Raw genomic sequence first — 21198 nt, 5'->3', positions numbered from 1 at the left:
AGTGACTCATTCCACTTATTCCCCCCAATATTATTGGTTTATGATGCAGACTTGATTGGCCTATCATTTTGTTTCAATAGTTTTTAATTGCGCATGCGTTACAGCGGCTTTGTCACGTTTGGTTAAAATAAAGTGTGCAATCAAACCTATACAGATACCCCAAAATACAGAACTTAGTCCTAAAAAACTCATGCCAGAGACGGTGGCAAGAAAGGTAATTAGCGCACTATCACGGTGATTTTCGTCTTTAATTGCTGCAGTTATATTGGTGGCAATTGCACCCAATAAGGCCAGTCCTGCAAGCGCAGCGACTAATTCTTTTGGCAGTAAACTGAATAGCATCACAATACTGCCTGAAAACAGACCACCTAAAATGTAAAACAGTCCATTGGCAACCCCTGCAATATAGCGTTTTTCTTTAAGTTCATGGGCATCTTTACCGGTGCACAAAGCCGCTGTAATTGAAGCCAGTACAATACTAATTCCACCCACCACAGACACCGCTAATGAAGCAATACTCGCTGTACTAATAATGGGTTTAGCTGGTGTGTCATACCCACTCAACTTGAGAATGGCCATTCCAGGTAAAAATTGCCCCGTCAGACTGACCAAAATCAAAGGGATCGCAAAGTTGATGGTTGAGGTTAATGTCCATTCAGGTGTAATGAATTGTGGTACAGCGAGTGAAAAATCCATGTTGACTGGGTTTATTTGTCCCATTGCTGCCGCAAGAATAATTCCAGTGAGCAACACCCAAATGATGGCATAGCGTGGTGAAAGACGTTTGGCAATCAGATAGCACAACAACATACCTATCACTAAATAAGGCATAGAATTACTGGCAATAAACAGCCCTAAACCAAACTGGAATAAAATTCCTGCCATCATGGCAGCAGCTATGCTTTGCGGAATCATTTTTATTAATTTATCAAAATATCCACTCCAACCAATAATCAACATGGCAAGCGCAGCGGTAATATATGCCCCAACGGCTTCACTCAGGGATAAATCAGGAAACAAAGTCACTAATAAGGCCGTGCCCGGTGCTGACCATGCCGTAATAATCGGGGCTTTGTATTTAATCGATAGAAAGATGCCTGTAACAGCAGCACCAATAGAAATTCCCCAAATCCATGAAATCATCATAGATGAAGAGACATTCGCCTGTTGTGCCGCCTGAAAGAAAATGATTAAAGGGCCTGAATATGAAATCAGTACAGCCAAGAAGCCTGCGACTGTGGCAGAAATAGACCAATCCTGTTTGAGCATTTTGAAAATATCTTTCACAGCACATACTCCTTATGTCATTTGCGATTTACCTTGCAACCCAAAATCTTTTTTCACTCTTTTTTGGGGCGATAAGACATCTTATTCACAAATAAAATTAATTAAAAACTAATTATTTCTATATAATTAACAATCAATATTTATCTATAAATAAAGAGCTAGCGATGCTGAATGAATTAAAAACGCTAATTGCTATCCAAAAATACGGTTCATTTAGTGCTGCGGGACAGCGGATTGGCTTAACACAAGCGGGTGTAAGCGCTCAAATAAAGTCCTTAGAAACGCAACTTGATCTTGAACTTTTTGAACGGGTCGGACGCAAAGCCTATTTAAATGTAGAGGGGCTGCGCGTCATTAAATATGCAGAAGAAATCATGGTGCTGATTGAAAAAATCAAGCAGCCTGAATCGCTGATTGATTATAAGGGTTTGATTAAAATTGGTGCGATTGCTTCGATTCAATCTGGCTTTTTCCCACAATTATTGAAAAAGTTTAAGGAATATTTACCTTATGCCAAAGTACGAATTCTGCCAGGTGTGTCTTCAAACCTGCTCAATATGGTAGAAAATAGCGAGATTAATCTAGGGGTGATCATAAAACCGAACTTCCCTATTTCCAAAGAATTTAGCTACTATTCGCTGTGTAAAGAAGCTTTTGTTTTAGTGACTCCTAAAGAAGTTAAGCTCACAGATTATAAAGAAATTTTGAGCCGCTACCCTTTTATACGTTACGACTGCTCTTCATTTGGCAGCAATATCGTTTCTGATTTTTTAAGCAAGCATAAAATTGAAACACAGGATTTTCTTGAACTTGAAGATGTAGAAGCCATTGTTAAAATGGTAGAAAACAATTTAGGTGTAGCCTTAATTCCCTTTAATGCGCCTTGGCGTGACCAGCAGAACAACATCAATGTCATTCGCTTGGGGGAAGAAGAGTTTTATCGCGAGCTGATTGTCATTATGAAAAAGTCGAATGAGCAGTCACTGGTGTCCAATATTATCTATCGAATTCTGCATGAATTAGAAAACGAGGAGCGAACAACCGCACAAGCAACGGGAACAGTGTTTTATCCTTGGTCATTACCTGAGCGATAATGAACAACGCGCAGAGCCTTTGCAAAAGAAAAGCCAAAATAAAATAGAATGATCGGCTTATAGTGCAACAGCGATAAGCCGCATCAATGCAGGTTTAATAGACTTTTGATATAGTATTCTTCTGGAAAAACCATCAGCTGTTGATCTTCCTGAGCCCGTTGTTGCAAATAATCAGGAAGTACAAAACTAGATAAAGTTGAGCCAGCAATCAGCTGTTGTTTTTCATCGGCAGACAAAACTTTAATGGGTGCATCCACAGACCAAATTGTGAATTTTCCATGAGTTAAGCCATTATCCCAAAGTAAATTGAGATGTTTAGCTGCAAAATTAGCCTGAGCAAGTGCTTGCTCAATTTCCAGTAGAATGACCATTTTTTCAGAATCCGTAAGATTTTGTGCCTTAGGATCCAATAAAATATATAAGTCGGTACAGTCTGCCAAAATATAGCATTGTGAGGTCACATCAAAGCCCTTAACATATTAAAATATAATTAAAATTTAGCTTCTTATAAAATTAAAGAATTATGTTTATCTCTAAGTAAATCAGTATAAAAAACACTCATTAGAATGATTCTAACCTACTCATTGCTCCAATAAATAAAAATTTCTTAGGCTGCCGTCCCGTAATCAAAAGCTTTAATCAATAAATCAAAGTGATTTAAACCAAATAAAAACCTTTAAGCCATGGTATGAATCGTATCTTTAAAGCGTTTCCAAGCCACGTAAAAGAACACAATTGCAATTGCTATCAGCCACAGAAACGATGGCCAAACGATATTCAGCCCAGCATTTCGGTACAGAATAGCCTGAGCCAACTCAACAAAATGCGTGGTTGGTGCAATCAGCATCAAATATTGCAATACTTCAGGCATACTTTCACGCGGGGTCATGCCACCTGAAAGCATTTGCATCGGAATCAAAATCAACATCATTAACAAGCCAAACTGCGGCATGGATTTGGACATGGTCGCCAAATAAATCCCCATCGAAGTGGTGGCAAACAACGTCAACAAAGCACCAAAGAAGAACAGAAACAAGTTACCTTCTATAGGTACGTTTAAGGCCATCTGTACCACCAGCTTCAGACCGATAAAAGCCGCTATCAATACCACTAGACTCATCGACCAGACTTTGGACATCATGATTTCAAACACCGTGACTGGCATCACCATCAAGTGTTCAACCGTACCGTGTTCACGCTCACGAATTAACGCAGCACCAGTCAGAATAATAGACAGCATCGCTACGTTGTTGATGATTTCCATAACACTGCCAAACCATTTCTGGTCTAGTGTTGGGTTAAAGCGTGCCCGCATTTCCAGCTCTACTGGCATACTGGTCATTTCACGATGATGCAGCAAATATTCACTAACTTCTGACTGTACAATCTGTTGGATATAACCTGCCCCGATCATAGCTTGCGACATACGTGTTGCATCTACATTGACCTGAATTGCGGCCGAGTTACCCGCCAAGACATCTTCCTGAAAATTCACTGGAATATTTAAAGCAAATGTAAATTCACCTGCATCCATTCCAGTATCCATGTAATTCAGTTCTGTGGTTCGCGGAATAAAATAAGGTGGATAAAATGCCGAGCTAATCCGCTCAGACAAAGTTGAATGATCTTCATCTACAATCGCAATAGGCGCCATATTCAGGCTGTCTGTCATGGCTGTAGCAGCCGTGTAAATGGCCACTGTAAAGGTGTAAATGATAAGAATCAGCATGACTGGCTCACGCCAAAGACTCCACAACTCCTTGCAACCGAGCTGATAGATATTCTGTATTTTCTGTCTGAACATCCTAGGGCTCCTGTTTTTTTAGTGCAAGGATTGCTGCACACATCATCACGGGGACGGACAGCAGAATAATCCAGAAACCCTGACTCAAGTCTTCAAAACCCAATGCCTTATTGAACACCCCACGGCTGATATTGATCATGTGTGTCGCAGGATAGATCTCTCCAAACCAGCGACCAAAACCTTCCAATGCAGAAACGGGATTAATAATGCCCGCAAATTGCATCACTGGAATCATCGTACCGAGCATCACCAAAAACATCGAGGCGATCTGACTTTTGGTTAGTGCCGAAGCCAATAAACCTGTAGCTGTAGAAAAAATAATAAACAGTAAAGATGCCAATGTTAGCGTCAAAAAACTGCCTTTAATCGGCACATCAAAAAACACCACTATCATCAGGCACATCAGGAAATAATTCAGCATGGCCAGTACCACGTAAGGAATTTGCTTGCCAATTAAGAATTCACTGCGGGTGACTGGAGTAACATACAAATTCACAATCGAACCCAGTTCTTTTTCTCGTACCACAGACAGTGCTGTAAGCATTGCAGGAATGAGCAGAATTAATAATGGGAACAAAGCTGGAGCCATTGCTGGCAAGCTCTTGATATCTGGGTTATAACGAAAGCGGGTTTCTACATTGACCGCACTGGAATATTTATAACCACTTTGTTCTAAGGCTTGCTGCATTAACCAATGAGCATGAATCCCTTGCACATAGCCCTGAACCGTTTCTGCACGCTGCGGCATAGCCCCGTCAATCCATGCACCAATCTTGACGTTCTCTCCTCGAGCCACATCTCGTGCAAAGCCGGGTGGAATTTCAATCGCCAAAGCAATATCACCGCTGCGCATGCGCTGGTCTAGGTCTTCATAACTTTGCAGAGGTGGTTTTTCCACAAAATAGCGTGAGCCAGCGATACTCATCGTGTAATTCTGACTTAAACCTGTTTGATCACGATCCAGCACAGCAAACGTCAGATCATCCACATCCATGGTAATTCCAAGTGCCATCACCAACAGCAAAATGATTGACCCGACCAAAGCCATGGTCGCACGAATCGGATCACGCGCCAATTCTAGCGATTCACGCCATGCATAACTGAGCAGGCGTTGTAGGCTGAATCGACTAGACTTCGGTTGCTGCGTATTGACAGACAGATGATCATTAGCTTGCTGTTCATCCTTTTCTTCTGTCACAGTCTGAGCGCCAACACCAGCACCTGCATCCAACAAATAGCCAATAAAAGCCTCTTCTAATGAACTCGCTTGGCGGTTTTTAATTAATTGTGCAGGCGCTGCACTGTCCAAGACCCGTCCTGCATGCATCAATGACATACGGTCACAGCGCTCTGCTTCATTCATAAAGTGGGTGGAAATAAAGATGGTGACCCCGTCTTGACGTGACAAAGTGATCAAATGACGCCAGAAATTATCCCGAGCGATGGGGTCTACGCCAGAGGTCGGCTCATCTAGAATTAAAATTTCAGGCTGATGTACCAGAGCAACTGCCAATGACAGACGCTGCCGCAGTCCAAGCGGTAAATCATCAGGTAATTTGTCTTTTACAGTACTTAAGTCAAAACGCTGCAGCATCTCGTGCACACGTGATGCAATCTGCTCTGCAGGCACATGAAATAACTTGGCATGCAGCACCAAGTTCTGAGTAATAGTCAATTCACTGTAGAGTGAAAAGGATTGTGACATATAGCCAACACGGCGACGGGTCGCTATATCACTGCCTTCCACGGGTTGTCCGAACAACCATGCCTGCCCTTCCGAAGCTTCCAGCAATCCCGTCAGAACTTTCATGGTGGTCGATTTGCCACAACCATTGGAGCCTAAAAAACCAAAAATTTCACCACGACGAATCTGAAAATTGACATGATCGACTGCGGTAAAATCGCCAAACTTAACGGTCAGATCTTTGGCTTCCAGCGCATATCCTTCTGAATCATGCTGCGGTAAAGCCGGTATAACGACTGGTTCATAACCCTGTTTCTTTTGCTCTGGCAAAAGCTTGATATAGGCCTCTTCTAAACTGTGGCTACCAGTTTGTGCCAACAACTCATCAGGACTGCCAGTTTTCAGGATTCTGCCTTCATCCATCATCGCTAACCAGTCAAAACCTTGCGCTTCATCCATATACGCTGTGGCGACAATCACACTCATTTGTGGGCGGACACGACGAATACGGTTAATCAACTCCCAAAACTGCGAGCGTGCCAAAGGGTCAACCCCAGTGGTCGGCTCATCTAAAATTAAAAAATCAGGATCATGAATCAAAGAACAACACAGGCCGAGTTTCTGCTTCATCCCGCCAGAGAGTTTTCCTGCGGGACGATCCAAAAAGTCATACAACCCAGTGCTTTTGGTGAGTGCATCAATACGCTTTCGGCTTTCTGCCGCATTATGTCCAAACAAACGGGCAACAAATTGTAGGTTTTCTTCCACCGAAAGAGTTTTGGATAAGTTTTTGCCAAGCCCTTGTGGCATATAGGCAATATGCGGGCAAACTTTTCTGCGGTGTTTTGCATCGGCAATATCACCACCGAGTACCATCAAACGGCCCTGCTGAACGACCTTGGCACCTGCCAGCAATGCCAGTAGGCTTGATTTACCCACGCCATCTGGACCGATCAGACCAATCATGCAGCCTGCAGGCAAGGACAGAGAAATATCTATTAAAGCCTGAGTTTTGCCATATTTCAGACTGACCTGTTGAATGTCGGCAACAATCGCACCTTGCGCAGATGATGCTGTCATGATTTAACCAGATTGCTTAGGAATTCAGGCCAAGGTGCACTTTCATCAACTTTGATATAAGCCACGCCTGGAAGGCCAGTTTTGACTTGCTGAATGTGCTTTTGTAACAAAGCTGGATCAATTTTGGCTTTAACTCGAAACATCAGTTTTTGACGTTCACTTGCAGTTTCCACTGTTTTTGGGGTGAACTGTGCAGTATCTGCAACAAAAGAAACACGGGCAGGGATCACTACATTTTTGGCTGCATCCAGCACAATACGAACTTCTGTACCTATGGCAATTCGGCCTGCCACCGTTTCTGGCAGAAAGAAGGTCATATAAACGTCCGACAGAACAATCAGGTTCATGACCCGTCCGCCTGCGGCAATCATTTCACCGGGTTGTGCCACCAAAAACTGAACACGTGCCTTTAATGGAGCTTTGAGCTGGGCATCTTCAATATCAAAATTAATCCGCTCTACTGTGGCCTTAATCGCATCGACTTGTGAACGTGCACTGGACACCTGACTTCTTGCTGCCACAATTGCGCTTTGTGCACTGTCTACTTGTGCTCTTGCTGCACTCAACACCGCAGCCACACTTTTAACATCTGCACGTTCATCATCTAATTGCTGTTTTGATGATGCTCCATCTTTAGCCAAAATTTCAGTTCGTGCCAAACGGTTTTTAGCCGCAACCAGTTCAGTTTCACGTTGAACAACCATGGCTTGCGCTGCAGCTTTTTCACTGATTCGCATGGCGACTTGCGCTTCTGCGGTAGCAATGCCATCTTGTGCCTGACGCTGCTGGGCTTGGACTTCACGGAGTTGTGCTTCTAAAGCAGACACTTTAATACGGGCTAAAACTTGACCTGATTCTACAAAGTCGCCTTCTTGCACCAAGATTTCTTCTAACTGGCCAGCTAATTTACTGGAGATATTAATTTCAGTTGCTTCAATTCGCCCATTACCACTGACTAAAGCTTCTGTATCGGATTGGGTCATATTTTGCCAGACCAAATAAGCCACCAAACCCAAAATCACCACTACACTCACCAGTGTGAGTTTTTTAATATTCATGTTTGTGATTACCCAAAAACTTGTGCTAAAGAAATCTTTCAAAATTATTTTATAACACGAATGTTACTCGCAATATGTTGTCTACTACAGCCCCTTCATGAAAAATCGGAAACCATTTTAGAACTCAGACGAATTTTAAGAGCTCATTTAGCAGCACAGAATTGACCTGAGATGAAAACTGAGCTTCGCATTAAAAAATGAACTTTAAAATAAATCTGACAGCAATTTAGATACAACAAAACCGCATTCAAACATGATTTTAAAACATGACTTAAATGCGGTTTTTTAGTTTGATCAAACTTTGTGTTAGATCAATTAAACAGCCTAGCCCTTAGTATTCATAACCATTATTGGCTGACCATTGCTGCAATTTGCCATAATAGATTTCATCATTGAACAACAGGTCTGCTTTAGAAGCCGCATTGCTTTCTTCAGTTGGGCAGAAACCATCGTCACAATCGGCATCGACCACCCAACATCCACGTACAAATAAAATTTTATTGCCTTCTTGCTCTAGTTGTTTCTGCACACGCTCAATCGCTTCATTTAGATGATCTGCACCTAAATAAGCAGTCAAATACGCATAAGAGCCTGTTTCATCGGATGCTTTACGAAACTCGACACCCACACAAAATAAATGTTTTTTCATTTTTGGCTCCTTGTCATGTTATACAGTTAAGCTAATCTTTAATCTGGTCTAGGTCTAGTGCTTTTTCTTACACTTAACAATACGTTACCTAGTCACAATACTGTAGTTCAGAATAAAAACCTAGCCGCTTCATATTAGACTTAAGCCATAATTGCGCTGTAAATTAAATACAATGCAACGCCAATCACCGTGGTGGCAAATACTTTCTGTACCGTATTGCTATTCATGCGGTGAACTAAAACACGTCCCAACAACATCCCCACAATACACGCTATGACAAACGTCATGGTGACCATCGTCGGATACTGAAAACCATCTAAAACATGGGCAGAAATACTGACGCCACCAATCAAAAAAATGATCATTAAAGATGTTGCTACAATGCTGCGCATATCCAAGTCAGTGAATTTACGCAATAACGGCACAATCACAAAGCCGCCACCGACTCCAAGTAGGCCTGTCAGCAAACCTGCAATAATCCCCACACCGCCCAACAAAGATGCTGTTTTGGCGTTCCAAACTAAGCGTCCAGTCGTTTGATTGACCTTACATGGTGGATTGGTCTGATCATTAACCTTATTAAAGAAAATGCGATAAGCCACAATGAACATAACCGCACTGAATGCCAATGTCAGCCAAACAGGGGGCACAATACCTGCCAAATGTACGCCATAGCGTGCTGAAGGAATACTGATTAAGGCAATCCACAATGCAGCTCGATAACGTACAATTCGCTTGAATAATCCCTCAATTGTGCCCACAAAAGCAGCTAGAGTGACAGCCAATAATCCTACGGGAGCAGCTTGTGCAACGGTCCAGCCTTGGCTTGCCATTAGGGCAGGAACAGCAAGAATACCGCCCCCTGCCCCAGTCAGCCCGAGTAAAGTTCCAATAACCAAGCCTTCCAGAATTAACATCCACATGCCTGTTCCCCTATTCCACTCGTGTATGGCGCTTTAAGTACATCAACATCACTTGCCGCACACCTGATTGGCAGGCAAAGCCACATCTATTTGTTTTGGATAAGGCAGGTTTAAATTCTGCATAAGGGTAATAAATTCAGCTTTGGTACGGCCTTGCCCCAAACGTGAGTTATTGCGTTTTTCCTGTCCCACGGTAGATGAAACACGGTCTTTGTAGTCATGACCTGGGTACACCAAAGTATCATCAGGTAAGCTAAAAATTTGCAGGTGGATACTGTCATACAAAGTAGCAGGATTACCTTCCTGAAAGTCTGTACGACCGCAGCCATCAATCAGTAAGGCATCCCCCGTGAACACCATGCCATCCACCACATAGCTGGTACATGCGTTGGTGTGACCTGGGGTATAACGTGCTTCAATCTGCAACTCACCGACACGAATGGCCGCACCATCGGTAATGAAAATATCACCACACCCAACACCCGAATTACGATGCAAAATAGTTTTGCAACCAAAGCGGGTTCTTAAGGTATTTGCCGCAGTAATATGGTCGGCATGCACGTGGGTATCTAAGCTGTAAACCAATTGCAAACTATGCTGCTCCAAAAAAGCCGCATACTGCTCTACCTCGGAAATCACAGGGTCAATGAGTACGGCTTCACGGGTTTGTTCAGAAGCCAATAAATAAGTGTAGGTTGAACTTTCCGGTTCAAAAAATTGATGAAAGATCATGTGCTGTGTACCGTATTGAATTATTGTTATGCTTAGTTTTGCAAATAGAGTGCCAACTTTATCTATTTTTAATATATTAATAAAATACAATATATTGAAATGCATTATCTAATTCAGTTACATCTGTGTGTTTCACAATTGTTGCGTTTCATGTTTCAATTAAATCTAAAATGAAACAAAAGATGAAACAATATGACGACAATGTATGACTTTGAACAGCAAGCTCAACTTGAAGATTTTTTGTTTCATTTACAGCAACTTTGCCCTGACAGTTGGCTGTATATATATGATGAGGCATCCAAAACATGGTGCTACGAATATGCTCAGGCATCGGCCACATTTTCAGGCAGCATCGAAAAAAACTTAAAAAACCAACTGCTGAATTTACAACAACCTATTGGAACCCTGACATTAGTAGACAATTCCATAGCGTTGAGTTATCACCACTTAAATATTCGTATTCGTGCAGAAAACTTGAGTGGGCGTTTATTTTTTATGCAGCCCGTCGTATCTCTACCTGTATTTAAAACAACAGCAGCATCCGAGCAGACAAACAGTAATTTGACAGATTTTTTCCATAGTCATTCGCCACAAATGCAGCATATGTATTCCATTATTGAACGAGTTGCAGTGACTGAATTCCCAGTTTTAGTCCGTGGCGAATCTGGCAGCGGCAAGGAGTTGGTGGCGCAAGCCATTCATGCACGAAGTCATCGTCATGCACAGGTTTTTATTGCGATTAACTGTGCCGCTTTAAATGCCAACATTCTAGAAAGTGAATTATTTGGGCATGTGAAAGGCGCTTTTACAGGGGCAATTCGGGAACATAAAGGCGTATTTGAACGTGCTGCGGGCGGTACTTTGTTTTTAGATGAAATTGCAGAAATTCCTTTAGAGCTACAGGCAAAATTGTTGCGTGTATTGGAAACGGGCGAATTTATCCCTTTGGGTGGTGAAAAATCAATTAAATCGAATGTCAGAATTATTACCGCAACACATCGTGCTTTGCGTGAAGAAGCCCGACTGGGCAGGTTCCGCCAAGATTTGCTCTATCGCTTAAGAGTTATCCCTATTTTTGTGCCGCCACTACGAGAACGCAAACAGGATATTCCTGAAATTGCCGCCTTTATTTTGCAACAACAGCAGGCTCAGTTTCAGCTCACACCGACTTTATCTGAACAAGCTTTGGCGGTATTACTGAATTATGATTGGCCGGGTAACGTACGTGAATTAAAGAATACCTTGCTGTATGCACTGACTATGTCGGCAGGTAAAACCCAAATTGACCCACAAGATTTACCCGATGAAATTGTGCATGCCAGTTTGAACTTAGCCAGACCTTCTACAACACCACAGCCAATTCAACTGCCCCTCAAAAGCAGTCAAAAAATTGATAAAGACACCTTGCAAGACCTATTGGAAAAATACCAAGGTCAAACTGAATTGGTGGCGCAAGCACTCGGAGTTAGCCGAACCACCTTATGGCGTTATCGCAAAAAGTTTCATTTATGACTTAGATGACTTAAGGTTTTTTAGATTGAGCAACATAGCTTAAAGGACTCGACTTTTTACTTTTGTCGGCATAGTGGTAAATGGTGTCTAGATCTTTTTGAATAGACGCAGCCACAACATGCGGCATTACCTGATTCAATTTCACAAATATTTTTTCAGGATAACCAACTTGGTAGGATTGCCCTGATTGATTCAAAAATTGATATAACTCCTGCGCCACAAATTCAGGGCTATCAATTTTTGTGCCCATTTTAATATTCATTTCCATCACTTCAGAATTGTTCATAGGCGTAGCCGTAGCCCGTGGTGAGAAATACCTGAACTGAATTGCCGTCTTGCTGTACTGTTCCTTAAAATGTATTCAAACATACTCAAGGACTAATTCGCACTCTGTTAATGTCTTGTTGCCAAGCGTGTAACTAGAGCCTGAGTCGGTCAGTTCCGACTTGTAGCGGTCAGTCCGTTCTTGCAATATACGCTTTACAGTTTTGTAAGGCGTATAACGACTTATCTCATTGTCGTTTAATCTTGCAAGCACGTTTCTCGCAGCATTCCAATCAGCTTGCACAACTTCCCCATTGAAACGGTGAAAACGATCTCCCTTACGTGTACCTATTAAAAGGCCATGCAAGAAAGAATCACTTTGCGAAGTATATGCAGAATTGACTAGATGCACCGTAGAACCTCTACGGTGAGATATAGAAGTTAGGGCATTAGCTAACAAACCTTTAGCCCATGTATTTAAGCGTCTATTGGTGTTTTTGCCATAGTTGCGTTTACTTTGAATTGGGGATGTTAAATCTTCCGCAACAATCACTTTGGCTTTATCAACCAACTTGTGAGTTGCTGTAAATATTAATGTTTTGAGCTTTGCTTTTTGAGTATCTTGTCGCTTATCTAGTTTTTTTCGACCTAGATTATTTAACTCAATTTTCTGTTTCTTGTGTGGTTTAGCTTTAGCAATCGCTCTGAGCTTGTTTCTGTGCTTGTACTTTTGATTTAAATAATCTGATTCACTTGAGATCAGCTTGCCTAGACCACTCCCATATACATCGCCATCAGAGTCCACAAAAGCTTCTGAGTACCCTTTATCAACACCTACTGTTTCCTGACCACAATCTTGTGTTTCAACTGCATCATAGGTTGAATGAACTTCAATATTGCCATTTTTTAGAATAATTCTTAATGTGCCTTGCGGTGCAAAATCAACAGTCGTATTTAATGGGATTTTAATGGTTTGTCGAGGGATTAGGCTTGGTACTTTAAGCCAACATTGACCATTTAACTCAAAGGTTTTACACATATCCGCACGAACAATAATTTGATTATGTGTGTGATTAACACCATGCCTAAAGTGATTACGCATTTGACGATGGAGGAAATTATCAGTCATCCATTCATCTTTTTTAAGCAAGGTGTATAGTCTTTTTTGTTCATTATTACAGGAGGTGCGTTTTCGGATCGCCTGCTTTACTTTGTCTTTTGATGCTTCTCGATAGGCTTTAATATCACCTATGCAATCACGTAGCGTTTCTTTCCACGCATTTGCAGAAACACCAAAGTCACGACTTTCTTTCATCCACGCATCACGAATAGCTCTGTCACTGATATTCAAACCTGAAATAGCACCATATTTAGCCCACACCTCGCTACGAATACGACCAAGTAAAACAGCTTGTTTCTCAAGCTGTTTGTACTTTTGCACATTCAAGTTTTTACAGTGATGAATGCGTGTTAATTTCACAAAGTCATGCCTAGGTTAAGGGATTGGATAATCAATAGATATGGATGCTAATATACCAAGACACTCACCTAAAATACAAAAGATAATCATTTAAATCTCTAATAAATACCCACCTTGCCACTACTGAATCGACATAGACAAAATGAGCACTTATGCAAATATTTGTCTATATTTTTAGTTATAGTTAATTACTCTGAAAATTTCTGTTTGAGCGTTTCAGGCAGTTTTTTCCAGACTGCATGCCCATCACATAAGGTGGTTTGAGAACCACGTGAAGCACTTTTTTCACTAAAAAATGCAATGATGTCGGGTGGCATAGGTGTTGAACCATTTTCAATATGTAGCCCCATAGCTTGAGTTCCTGCATCTACCTTTTGAGATTGACGAGTCACATTTTCCCGCGCAGGGTCATAGGTCAGCGTTTGGCAAATATTCGTCATTAAGCCACTAAATGTGTTTACATCCATCTCTTCATTTCTAAGCAGCACCCAACCCTGGTCGACCAATTGTGCTTTGATCTGCTGATGGGAACTGCTCAACTGTTTTTGTGCAATATTCATGGAATTTATCTCACTAATTTTGAGTATTTGCTGTGTTTAATAGCACTCATCAAGCTGAAACTTCAGGTTAAGCCGTGGCAAGCTGCTGTGCTGATGTAGTCAAAGCACTTTGAAAATGTTGTTGAATTACAGCTCTGCGCAGCTTGCCGTTATCAGTCAGCATGTGATTGGTTAAAGAAAAGGCTTGTGGCGCACGACACCATTGCTGAATTTGGGCATAGTCAGGCATACGCGTATTGGCGCGCTGAATAGCGGTAGCCAGCTGTGCATCTGAAGTTTCTGCTGCAGCATAAATCACCGCAGATAAATAAGGCTGTGCTTCGCCAAATATGGCAATCTGCTGAATTTCGGATTCACTCAGACTATTAGCTTCAACCCATTCAGGGGAAATATTGCGCCCAAAGCTACTGATAATGACTTGTTTGATACGCCCTGTAATATAAAGATAACCCTCTGCATCGAAATAGCCTGCATCACCTGTGTGAATTTCTGCGACCTCTGTTTGACCTGCTTGCAGCTCATGCATATAACCCAGCATGGCATTGCCTTTCACCACCACTTCACCATCGGTTGCGATTTTCACCTGTACATGCGGCAACACTCGTCCCACACTGCCAATTTTTCTGGCTTCAGGCACATTCAGACTGACCACTGAAGCACATTCAGACAAGCCATAACCTTCATAAACAGGTAAATTAAACTGCTGTGATTGTTTCAATAAATCTGCCGATACCTTGCCCCCACCCACTGCAATAAATTTGAGCGAGCTCAAATCCACATCGGCATTTAAGGCTAAATATTCCACAATCGCCTTAAGCATTTGCGGTAATAAAATCACGCTTTCAATCTGATATTTTTGTACGGCATGCACAAAACGTGTGACATCAAACTGATGATTGAACATCAAACCAAATTGATTCACCTCGCCCACTACCACCGCACGCCCCATGTTTAAGGACACATACACGCCTGCAATATTTTCCAATAAGGTTGAGGGAATTAGGCATAAATGCCGCCCAAGTTGGCTGCTTTGCAATGCTTGACTCAATGCAGTGGTAATCGACTGAATAGTTGCGGCAGATAAACACACACCTTTGGGTGTGCCCGTGCTGCCTGATGTATAGGTAACTTTAACAGGGTGCGCTACAGCCCTAAATGTCTCGTGCGGTGATGCATCCAGCTGTTGTACGCTAAATAGTTGCCCTTGAAATAACGCAGATGTAGCCTGAGTTTGTAGCTGCATTTCTCCAAGGACAGGCTGTAAAACTTGTGGAATTTCAGCTGAATCACTTAACACACACAACAAATCGGTCTGACTGTCTTGCAATAAATGTTGTATCTGTGCGGCTGTGAAAAACAAAGGCACTGGTATCACGGTCATGTCTGCTTTTTGAGCAGCCAAATCCACCACAATCCAATCTACTGTATTGCTGCCCCACAGCGCTAAACGCTGTGCCTTAGAGTGGCTAAACTCAAGACTTAGTTGCGTTACCCGTTGCTGTAAATCTGCATAACTGAGTGTCTTCTGTGCAGTCACAATAGCTTCACGATCAGGAAACTGTTGCGCATGGCGTGCAAGCGATTCAAACAAGTGCTGCATGGGTTTACCTTCTATACTGTGCTTCATCTGTTCAGGCTGAACAATCTGAATGAACATTTAGTTCTGAAAATGGTACTGTGGCTGTGTTACTGCGAAAGCTGCGGCAACATTAATAGCAAGCACATAAGGTTTCTGCTGATAATAGCTACCCCATTGTTGCTGTGCTGCGCACAATACTTCTGGATTTGCCTTTTCCAACACATGAAAATGCAGCCCCATGTTTTGCAACACATAACGCACGGCGGCAGTACCTGTGCAAACTGCCCACTGCACATTGTTTTGTGATAAATAAAACACCAAAAAAGCCACCATCAATTTAGCTTTACTCATGTCTTGCGCTGCCAAGTTGCCAATTTCGACAATCTGGGTTCTGGATACAGGCATTGCACTGAGCTGACTTAAAATATTTTCGATGGGTGCATCTAAATACTGTTCTAAAAAAGCATGTGCGGTTTTGAGCTGCTGCAGACCAATCGCGACTTGTATTTCAGCATCGGCATAGCCTGCAAAAAGCGTGTCTGAAAAACTGGAAATACTTGCCTGATGGACTTTCTGATATTTATCACGAATAAAGTTTTCCAGTGCCCAGCGTTCAGTGGCACTACGCTCCACAGTTTTGATGCTTAAATGCTGTGTGTTATTTTCTATATAAATTGCAGGGACAGTATCCGCTGTTTGTGCTGAATAGGTCGGTTTGAAATGTGGCTCTAGTAAAGGTGTCGTTTGTAGATATTTATGCAAACCACAGGCTTGCTGATTTTTTTTCTGACTAAAATGAGCATCCAAAAAATGCGCTGTGCTAGATGAATGTCCATCAAAACTAAACTTGATCATGTGCATGAGGTTGTATCTAAAATCACTCAAGGTTCAAGATAGAAACCCAAACTTAAACAAAACTTAAGCCGCTACAAACTGTCACAATTCCAATTTTTATTTGCACAAAAAAAAGGAGCTGATGGTTCAACTCCTCATTTCTCTAAAACAACGCTCGGAAATCCAATTGAGCGCTCAGCCTCTAATCTTAATAAGCGTACGATGCAATGGCTGTCGCAATTGGTTTATCTTCATCATTCACCATGGTCATGCGCATGGTACAGCCTTTACGACCTAAGCGTAGGGTTTCTGCACGGGCAATAAAATATTTACCACGTCCTGGTGCTAAATAATCTACTCGCATATCTACTGTGGCCAAACGGGTAACTTTTTTAATGGTATCGGGCAAGGTTTCAGGTTCTGTCTTTTTATACAGCTCTCCCATCGCCACAATCCCACCCACACTGTCCAAAATAGTTGCAGCCACGCCGCCATGTAAAATTTGAAATGCGACATTGCCCACCATATAAGGCTGCATTTCAATATAGGCTTCAATTTGACCATCCACCACACGCATACTCATGCCATTGTGCTGAAAAAATGGCGAGCTATTAAAGGCATGAACCAATTGTCTTAGCACAACATCTATATCCACCTTCGCACCCAAATGTATATTTCCAGTCCAGCTTTTCTCTGCATTACTCATAACGTGCCCAAATGTCCAAACAACTCAATTTCCAAACAATAAAAACAGCCAATGTATGCCCAAATCAAACTTAAGGGGCTACAATAGTCTCCTAGTTTAATACTGATCAGCGAGATTTTTATGACCTACACGTTCAATCGTCCTGCATTTCCTGCCACTCGTATGCGTCGTATTCGTAAAAATGATCAATTACGCGCCATGGTGCGTGAAACGCATCTAACGACTGATCACCTGATTTACCCTGTATTTGTTTTACCAGGTCAGAATCAAACCCAAGATATTCCAAGTATGCCGAATATCCAGCGCTTATCTGCCGACTTATTACTGAAAAAAGCCGAGCGTTTAATGCAGCTGGGCGTGACCAAACTGGCTTTGTTTCCAGTGACTCCTCAAGAAGACAAAAGCCTGACTGCAGAAGCAGCATGGCGTGAAGATGGCTTGGTGCAAAACACGCTCCGCCTGCTAAAAAAAGAATTACCAGACATGGTACTGATTACCGATGGCGCACTTGACCCTTACACCACCCATGGTCAAGACGGCATTATTGATGACACAGGTTATGTGCTGAATGATGAAACCGTTGACTGTCTGATTAAGCAAGCCTTAAGCCACGCTGAAGCAGGTGCCGACGTGGTTGCGCCAAGTGACATGATGGATGGTCGCATTGGTGCTATTCGTCATGCCTTAGAAAGCAACGGCCATATTTATACCTCAATTATGGCCTACTCTGCCAAATATGCCTCTAGCTTTTACGGCCCATTCCGTGATGCGGTCGGCTCTGCAAGCAACCTAAAAGGTGGCAATAAATACAATTATCAAATGGATATTGGCAACCGTGCCGAAGCCTTGCATGAAATTGCACTGGATATTCAAGAAGGCGCTGACATGGTCATTGTTAAACCTGGCATGCCTTATTTAGATATTGTTCGTGAAGTGAAAGATACTTTTGCTGTGCCTACGTTTGTATATCAGGTCAGTGGTGAATATGCCATGCTTGCTGCAGCCATTCAAAATGGCTGGTTGTCGGACAGCGTGATTATTGAATCACTGATGAGCTGCCGCCGTGCGGGTGCAGATGGTATTTGGACATATTTTGCCGAAGAAGCTGCGCTCAAACTTAAAGACATGGCATAAACAGGCGAGCTTTCATGCATATTGCAATTATTGGTGCAGGCATCAGCGGTTTGTTGTCTGCACTTGAACTGGTAGAGCAAGGTTGCTCTATCAGTATTTTTGATCAACAACAGGCAGCTCAAGCCGCGTCATGGGCGGGCGGTGGGATTCTTTCTCCCATGTATCCGTGGCGTTATCCTCAAGCGGTTAATGACTTAGCCAAATTTGCCAAACCACAATACCTCGCATGGAATGAAAAACTCAAACCAATTACTGGCATTGATTTTGAAATCCATGAAACAGGCATGCTAATTTTTGATGAAGATGATTTTGAGATTGGCCTAAATTATGCTACGCAGCATAATGAGCCAATGCAGCAGTGTGACTATTTAAATCAGGAACAACTTGAACAAGTTAACCCGCACATTGCTGCAAAATTTAAACACGCCTTGTATTTTTCGCAATTGGCCAATGTGCGTAATCCACGCTTATTGCAATCTTTGACCCAATACTTAAAGCAGCATCCCAAAGTACAGTTTTTGGAGCATTGCCCTATCCAGCAATTTCAGTTGCAGGGCGATCATGCACAAGCCATTCAAAGTGCAGATGGTCAGTTGCACCATGCAGATCACTTTATTGTCACCACAGGGGCATGGTCACAGCAATGGGCAGCACAACTTGGTTTAAGTATTCCTGTACAGCCTGTTCAAGGACAAATGCTGTTGTTTAAAACCCCTGCTCAATGGTTGCCTACCATGTGCATGAACAAAGTGATGTATCTCATTCCACGCTGTGACGGACATGTGTTGTGCGGTTCGAGTATGCGTCAAGTCGGTTTTGATACTCACCCTGATCCTCAAATTAAGCAGGATATTTTAAGCGCTTGTTTGGAAATGGTTCCTGAATTGGCGCAGTTTCCAATTGTGAAACAATGGGCGGGGTTACGTCCTGCTTCACCAACAGGTGTGCCTTATATTGGCCAAACGCCAAACTTTAATAATGTATGGTTGAATTTTGGACATTTCCGTAATGGCTTATGTATGGGCACAGCCTCGGCACAGCTATTAAGACAACTCATGCTTGGGCAAGAGACTTTGGTTAATCCTGCAGCCTATGACCCGAAACAGCTACAAGCTGATCCAATCTGCGCATAATACTCAGCACATTACCCTCTTTTATTTTGAGGGTACTGCTGAACCTAAACAAGCCTCTAACGCCTGTGCAAGTTTTGGATATTTAAAATGGTAACCTGCCTGCACTAAAGCTTGCGATTCAACATATTGTCCATTTAAGACCAATTGTGATTGTTCACCCAGTAACCAGCGCAGTACCAAAGCTGGCAGCACAAACAATGGGCGGCGCTTTAACAACTGTGCTGCCGTTTCTGCAAAATATTGCTGACTGCTCATTTCAGGTGCCACCACATTCAAAATTTGTGCCTCAACAGGATTGGTCATCAGCCATAAAATAGCCTCTAAAACATCTTGCAAATGCACCCATGCCACAGGTTGACGTCCATGCCCAATCCGCCCGACGGCATTTAAACGAATTGGTAATAACATTTGCGGTAAAATGCCACCACCGCGCCCAAACACCACGCCCAAGCGCATAATTTTAGTATTTTGCTGGCTGAAGCTTAACGCAGCCTGTTCCCATTGCTGGCACAACTGCGACATAAAAATATCTTGTGCTGCACTGTGTTCGGTACATACTGCTGACCATTGTTCCTGCGGGTCAATTCCGTAATACCCCACTGCCGAGCCTGAAATAATACACTTGGGGAAAATACGGCGCTTTTCAAGATATTGATATAAGTGCAGTGTGGTCTGAACTCGACTATCAAGCAATTTTTGTTTGCGTGCTGCTGTCCATCTGCCCTGCCCAATACTTTCTCCCGCCAAATTAATCACATAATCAATTTGGTCGGTGTCGAGTTCATCTAACTGCTGAATCCAGCGTAATTGTGGATGTTTGGATACTCGATTGGGCTGTCGGGTTAGCCCCACCACCCGATAATCCTGTTGCAATAAAAACGGCAACAATTGTGAACCAATAAAACCACTTGCCCCTGTTACCAGTACCAAAGGTTTATGCATCTTCCAATCTCAGCATGATGAAAAATATAGTTTTAGCTATACGTGATTTAGACTGAATGTTCAAGTCTAAGCAAATCATCATCACATAACTGATCATGTATATTTGAGGAAAATCAGATATTAACAACTTCTTTTATCAGCCAAACATTTTAACTGCCATACGCTGTGCCTGTTTACCATAAAACCAATAGGTCAGCAGATACAATGGAATTGCGATCAACAAGAACATGATCACCACCACACTCATAAATTGCGGCTGTTGCAAATACTGTAAAAAATCTTGCCAAATGCTTGGGTTTTGGCGAGAAAATATCGCCAAACCTAATAATAAAAACGCCAAGTTATAGCCCCAAAAAATCAGGCTAAATCCTAAAGTAAATGTCTTGCGTTCCTTGTCATTCGGCGCACGGTGTTGTTGTTTTAAAAACTTATACAGCACTAAAATCATGGCAACCAAATAAGGCACCGCAGTTAAAATCCCGCCTACACCCGCAGGTAATAATGCAGCCAATACGCCACAAATACAGGTCATCACAAAGCAATACAAGAAAAACCAGATAAAATAACGGCTTAGCGATACCATAAAGATGACTCAGACAAAAGATTCAGCCTAGTATAAAAAAAATTGATTTTTTTTTCATGAAATTGTCAACCGAATACAAAAGCCTGACGTTATATAGGCTACAAGGTCACAACAACCGTTAATGTGTATTGGCATCCACAATATTTTCGGTGACCTGACT

Annotated in this window: 19 protein-coding genes and 1 pseudogene; 4 read left to right on the top strand and 16 right to left on the bottom strand. The window is 42.3% G+C overall.

The genetic code is table 11. The annotated features are described in order from the left end of the window. Positions 1–63 precede the first annotated feature (63 nt). Positions 64–1269, bottom strand: a complete 1206-nt coding sequence (gene benE, locus ACNS8M_RS03490) for a benzoate/H(+) symporter BenE (protein WP_168418256.1) — start codon at positions 1267–1269, stop codon at positions 64–66. Between the two features lie 182 nt (positions 1270–1451). Between benE and ACNS8M_RS03485 the strand changes: the two genes are divergently transcribed. Then, complete coding sequence (locus tag ACNS8M_RS03485) at positions 1452–2381, top strand: LysR family transcriptional regulator (protein WP_419225133.1); 930 nt, start codon at positions 1452–1454, stop codon at positions 2379–2381. 83 nt (positions 2382–2464) lie between these two features. Here the strand turns inward: ACNS8M_RS03485 and ACNS8M_RS03480 are convergent, their stop codons facing one another. The 7 genes from ACNS8M_RS03480 to ACNS8M_RS03450 form a co-directional block, all read right to left on the bottom strand. Next, the gene (locus ACNS8M_RS03480) at positions 2465–2842 is read right to left on the bottom strand and encodes a hypothetical protein (protein ID WP_419225132.1); all 378 of its coding nucleotides are present in this window, start codon (positions 2840–2842) and stop codon (positions 2465–2467) included. Positions 2843–3057: 215 nt separating this feature from the next. Further along, entirely contained in the window at positions 3058–4185 is a 1128-nt protein-coding gene (locus tag ACNS8M_RS03475; protein WP_168418216.1) for an ABC transporter permease, read from the bottom strand. 1 nt (position 4186) lies between these two features. Continuing rightward, entirely contained in the window at positions 4187–6949 is a 2763-nt protein-coding gene (gene rbbA / locus ACNS8M_RS03470; protein WP_419225131.1) for a ribosome-associated ATPase/putative transporter RbbA, read from the bottom strand. Next, a complete protein-coding gene (locus ACNS8M_RS03465) occupies positions 6946–8007 on the bottom strand; it encodes an HlyD family secretion protein (RefSeq protein ID WP_419225130.1) in 1062 nt (353 codons plus the stop codon). Before ACNS8M_RS03465 ends, rbbA begins: the two co-directional genes overlap by 4 nt. A gap of 331 nt (positions 8008–8338) precedes the next feature. Continuing rightward, positions 8339–8656: a hypothetical protein gene (locus ACNS8M_RS03460; RefSeq protein ID WP_168418219.1), complete on the bottom strand. Its 318-nt coding sequence runs from the start codon at positions 8654–8656 to the stop codon at positions 8339–8341. A gap of 140 nt (positions 8657–8796) precedes the next feature. Continuing rightward, positions 8797–9579, bottom strand: a complete 783-nt coding sequence (locus ACNS8M_RS03455; RefSeq protein WP_168418220.1) for a sulfite exporter TauE/SafE family protein — start codon at positions 9577–9579, stop codon at positions 8797–8799. 48 nt (positions 9580–9627) lie between these two features. Beyond that, positions 9628–10311, bottom strand: coding sequence for an MBL fold metallo-hydrolase (locus ACNS8M_RS03450; protein ID WP_419225129.1), 684 nt, complete (start codon positions 10309–10311; stop codon positions 9628–9630). Positions 10312–10503: 192 nt separating this feature from the next. On the opposite strand from ACNS8M_RS03450, the gene ACNS8M_RS03445 reads away from it, so the two are divergent. Next, on the top strand, positions 10504–11823 hold the full coding sequence (locus ACNS8M_RS03445) for a sigma-54 interaction domain-containing protein (RefSeq protein WP_167846196.1): 1320 nt from the start codon (positions 10504–10506) through the stop codon (positions 11821–11823). A 10-nt stretch (positions 11824–11833) separates the two neighbouring features. On the opposite strand, the gene ACNS8M_RS03440 is transcribed toward ACNS8M_RS03445, so the two are convergent. From ACNS8M_RS03440 to ACNS8M_RS03415, 6 genes and pseudogenes are all read right to left on the bottom strand, one after another. Continuing rightward, positions 11834–12109 (bottom strand): hypothetical protein, encoded by a 276-nt coding sequence (locus tag ACNS8M_RS03440; RefSeq protein WP_419225128.1) that lies wholly within the window; start codon positions 12107–12109, stop codon positions 11834–11836. A gap of 75 nt (positions 12110–12184) precedes the next feature. Further along, positions 12185–13567 (bottom strand): IS200/IS605 family accessory protein TnpB-related protein, encoded by a 1383-nt coding sequence (locus ACNS8M_RS03435; protein ID WP_419225127.1) that lies wholly within the window; start codon positions 13565–13567, stop codon positions 12185–12187. A 191-nt stretch (positions 13568–13758) separates the two neighbouring features. Beyond that, a pseudogene (locus ACNS8M_RS03430) lies at positions 13759–14127 on the bottom strand (TauD/TfdA family dioxygenase); the annotation flags it as partial. Between the two features lie 67 nt (positions 14128–14194). Continuing rightward, a complete protein-coding gene (locus tag ACNS8M_RS03425) occupies positions 14195–15784 on the bottom strand; it encodes an AMP-binding protein (RefSeq protein WP_419225126.1) in 1590 nt (529 codons plus the stop codon). Next, on the bottom strand, positions 15785–16567 hold the full coding sequence (locus ACNS8M_RS03420) for a thermostable hemolysin (protein WP_419225125.1): 783 nt from the start codon (positions 16565–16567) through the stop codon (positions 15785–15787). It lies immediately after the preceding gene. 181 nt (positions 16568–16748) lie between these two features. Next, a complete protein-coding gene (locus tag ACNS8M_RS03415) occupies positions 16749–17246 on the bottom strand; it encodes a thioesterase family protein (RefSeq protein WP_154320424.1) in 498 nt (165 codons plus the stop codon). 120 nt (positions 17247–17366) lie between these two features. Here ACNS8M_RS03415 and hemB point away from each other — a divergent pair, with 120 nt between their 5' ends. After that, entirely contained in the window at positions 17367–18380 is a 1014-nt protein-coding gene (gene hemB, locus ACNS8M_RS03410) for a porphobilinogen synthase (protein WP_419225124.1), read from the top strand. Positions 18381–18394: 14 nt separating this feature from the next. Next, positions 18395–19513 (top strand): NAD(P)/FAD-dependent oxidoreductase, encoded by a 1119-nt coding sequence (locus ACNS8M_RS03405; protein ID WP_419225123.1) that lies wholly within the window; start codon positions 18395–18397, stop codon positions 19511–19513. Positions 19514–19534: 21 nt separating this feature from the next. On the opposite strand, the gene ACNS8M_RS03400 is transcribed toward ACNS8M_RS03405, so the two are convergent. Next, positions 19535–20455: a TIGR01777 family oxidoreductase gene (locus ACNS8M_RS03400; protein ID WP_168418226.1), complete on the bottom strand. Its 921-nt coding sequence runs from the start codon at positions 20453–20455 to the stop codon at positions 19535–19537. A gap of 136 nt (positions 20456–20591) precedes the next feature. Next, positions 20592–21038, bottom strand: coding sequence for an ABZJ_00895 family protein (locus ACNS8M_RS03395; protein ID WP_168418227.1), 447 nt, complete (start codon positions 21036–21038; stop codon positions 20592–20594). Between the last annotated feature and the right edge of the window lie 160 nt (positions 21039–21198).

This window comes from Acinetobacter sp. A2, assembly GCF_048537555.1.
In the GTDB taxonomy this organism is placed as follows: domain Bacteria; phylum Pseudomonadota; class Gammaproteobacteria; order Pseudomonadales; family Moraxellaceae; genus Acinetobacter.
The sequence above is the reverse complement of the archived record's forward strand: the minus strand, read 5'-3'. Positions and strand labels throughout refer to the sequence as shown.

Excerpts from the sequence above, each read along its gene's own strand:
- ACNS8M_RS03425 (WP_419225126.1), bottom strand. The coding sequence starts at position 15,784 with ATGTTCATTCAGATTGTTCAGCCTGAACAGATGAAGCACAGTATAGAA.
- ACNS8M_RS03445 (WP_167846196.1), top strand. The coding sequence starts at position 10,504 with ATGACGACAATGTATGACTTTGAACAGCAAGCTCAACTTGAAGATTTT.
- ACNS8M_RS03465 (WP_419225130.1), bottom strand. The coding sequence starts at position 8,007 with ATGAATATTAAAAAACTCACACTGGTGAGTGTAGTGGTGATTTTGGGT.
- ACNS8M_RS03415 (WP_154320424.1), bottom strand. The coding sequence starts at position 17,246 with ATGAGTAATGCAGAGAAAAGCTGGACTGGAAATATACATTTGGGTGCG.
- ACNS8M_RS03455 (WP_168418220.1), bottom strand. The coding sequence starts at position 9,579 with ATGTGGATGTTAATTCTGGAAGGCTTGGTTATTGGAACTTTACTCGGG.
- ACNS8M_RS03400 (WP_168418226.1), bottom strand. The coding sequence starts at position 20,455 with ATGCATAAACCTTTGGTACTGGTAACAGGGGCAAGTGGTTTTATTGGT.
- ACNS8M_RS03460 (WP_168418219.1), bottom strand. The coding sequence starts at position 8,656 with ATGAAAAAACATTTATTTTGTGTGGGTGTCGAGTTTCGTAAAGCATCC.
- ACNS8M_RS03395 (WP_168418227.1), bottom strand. The coding sequence starts at position 21,038 with ATGGTATCGCTAAGCCGTTATTTTATCTGGTTTTTCTTGTATTGCTTT.
- ACNS8M_RS03475 (WP_168418216.1), bottom strand. The coding sequence starts at position 4,185 with ATGTTCAGACAGAAAATACAGAATATCTATCAGCTCGGTTGCAAGGAG.
- rbbA (WP_419225131.1), bottom strand. The coding sequence starts at position 6,949 with ATGACAGCATCATCTGCGCAAGGTGCGATTGTTGCCGACATTCAACAG.
- benE (WP_168418256.1), bottom strand. The coding sequence starts at position 1,269 with ATGCTCAAACAGGATTGGTCTATTTCTGCCACAGTCGCAGGCTTCTTG.
- ACNS8M_RS03485 (WP_419225133.1), top strand. The coding sequence starts at position 1,452 with ATGCTGAATGAATTAAAAACGCTAATTGCTATCCAAAAATACGGTTCA.
- ACNS8M_RS03440 (WP_419225128.1), bottom strand. The coding sequence starts at position 12,109 with ATGAACAATTCTGAAGTGATGGAAATGAATATTAAAATGGGCACAAAA.
- ACNS8M_RS03405 (WP_419225123.1), top strand. The coding sequence starts at position 18,395 with ATGCATATTGCAATTATTGGTGCAGGCATCAGCGGTTTGTTGTCTGCA.
- ACNS8M_RS03420 (WP_419225125.1), bottom strand. The coding sequence starts at position 16,567 with ATGCACATGATCAAGTTTAGTTTTGATGGACATTCATCTAGCACAGCG.
- hemB (WP_419225124.1), top strand. The coding sequence starts at position 17,367 with ATGACCTACACGTTCAATCGTCCTGCATTTCCTGCCACTCGTATGCGT.
- ACNS8M_RS03450 (WP_419225129.1), bottom strand. The coding sequence starts at position 10,311 with ATGATCTTTCATCAATTTTTTGAACCGGAAAGTTCAACCTACACTTAT.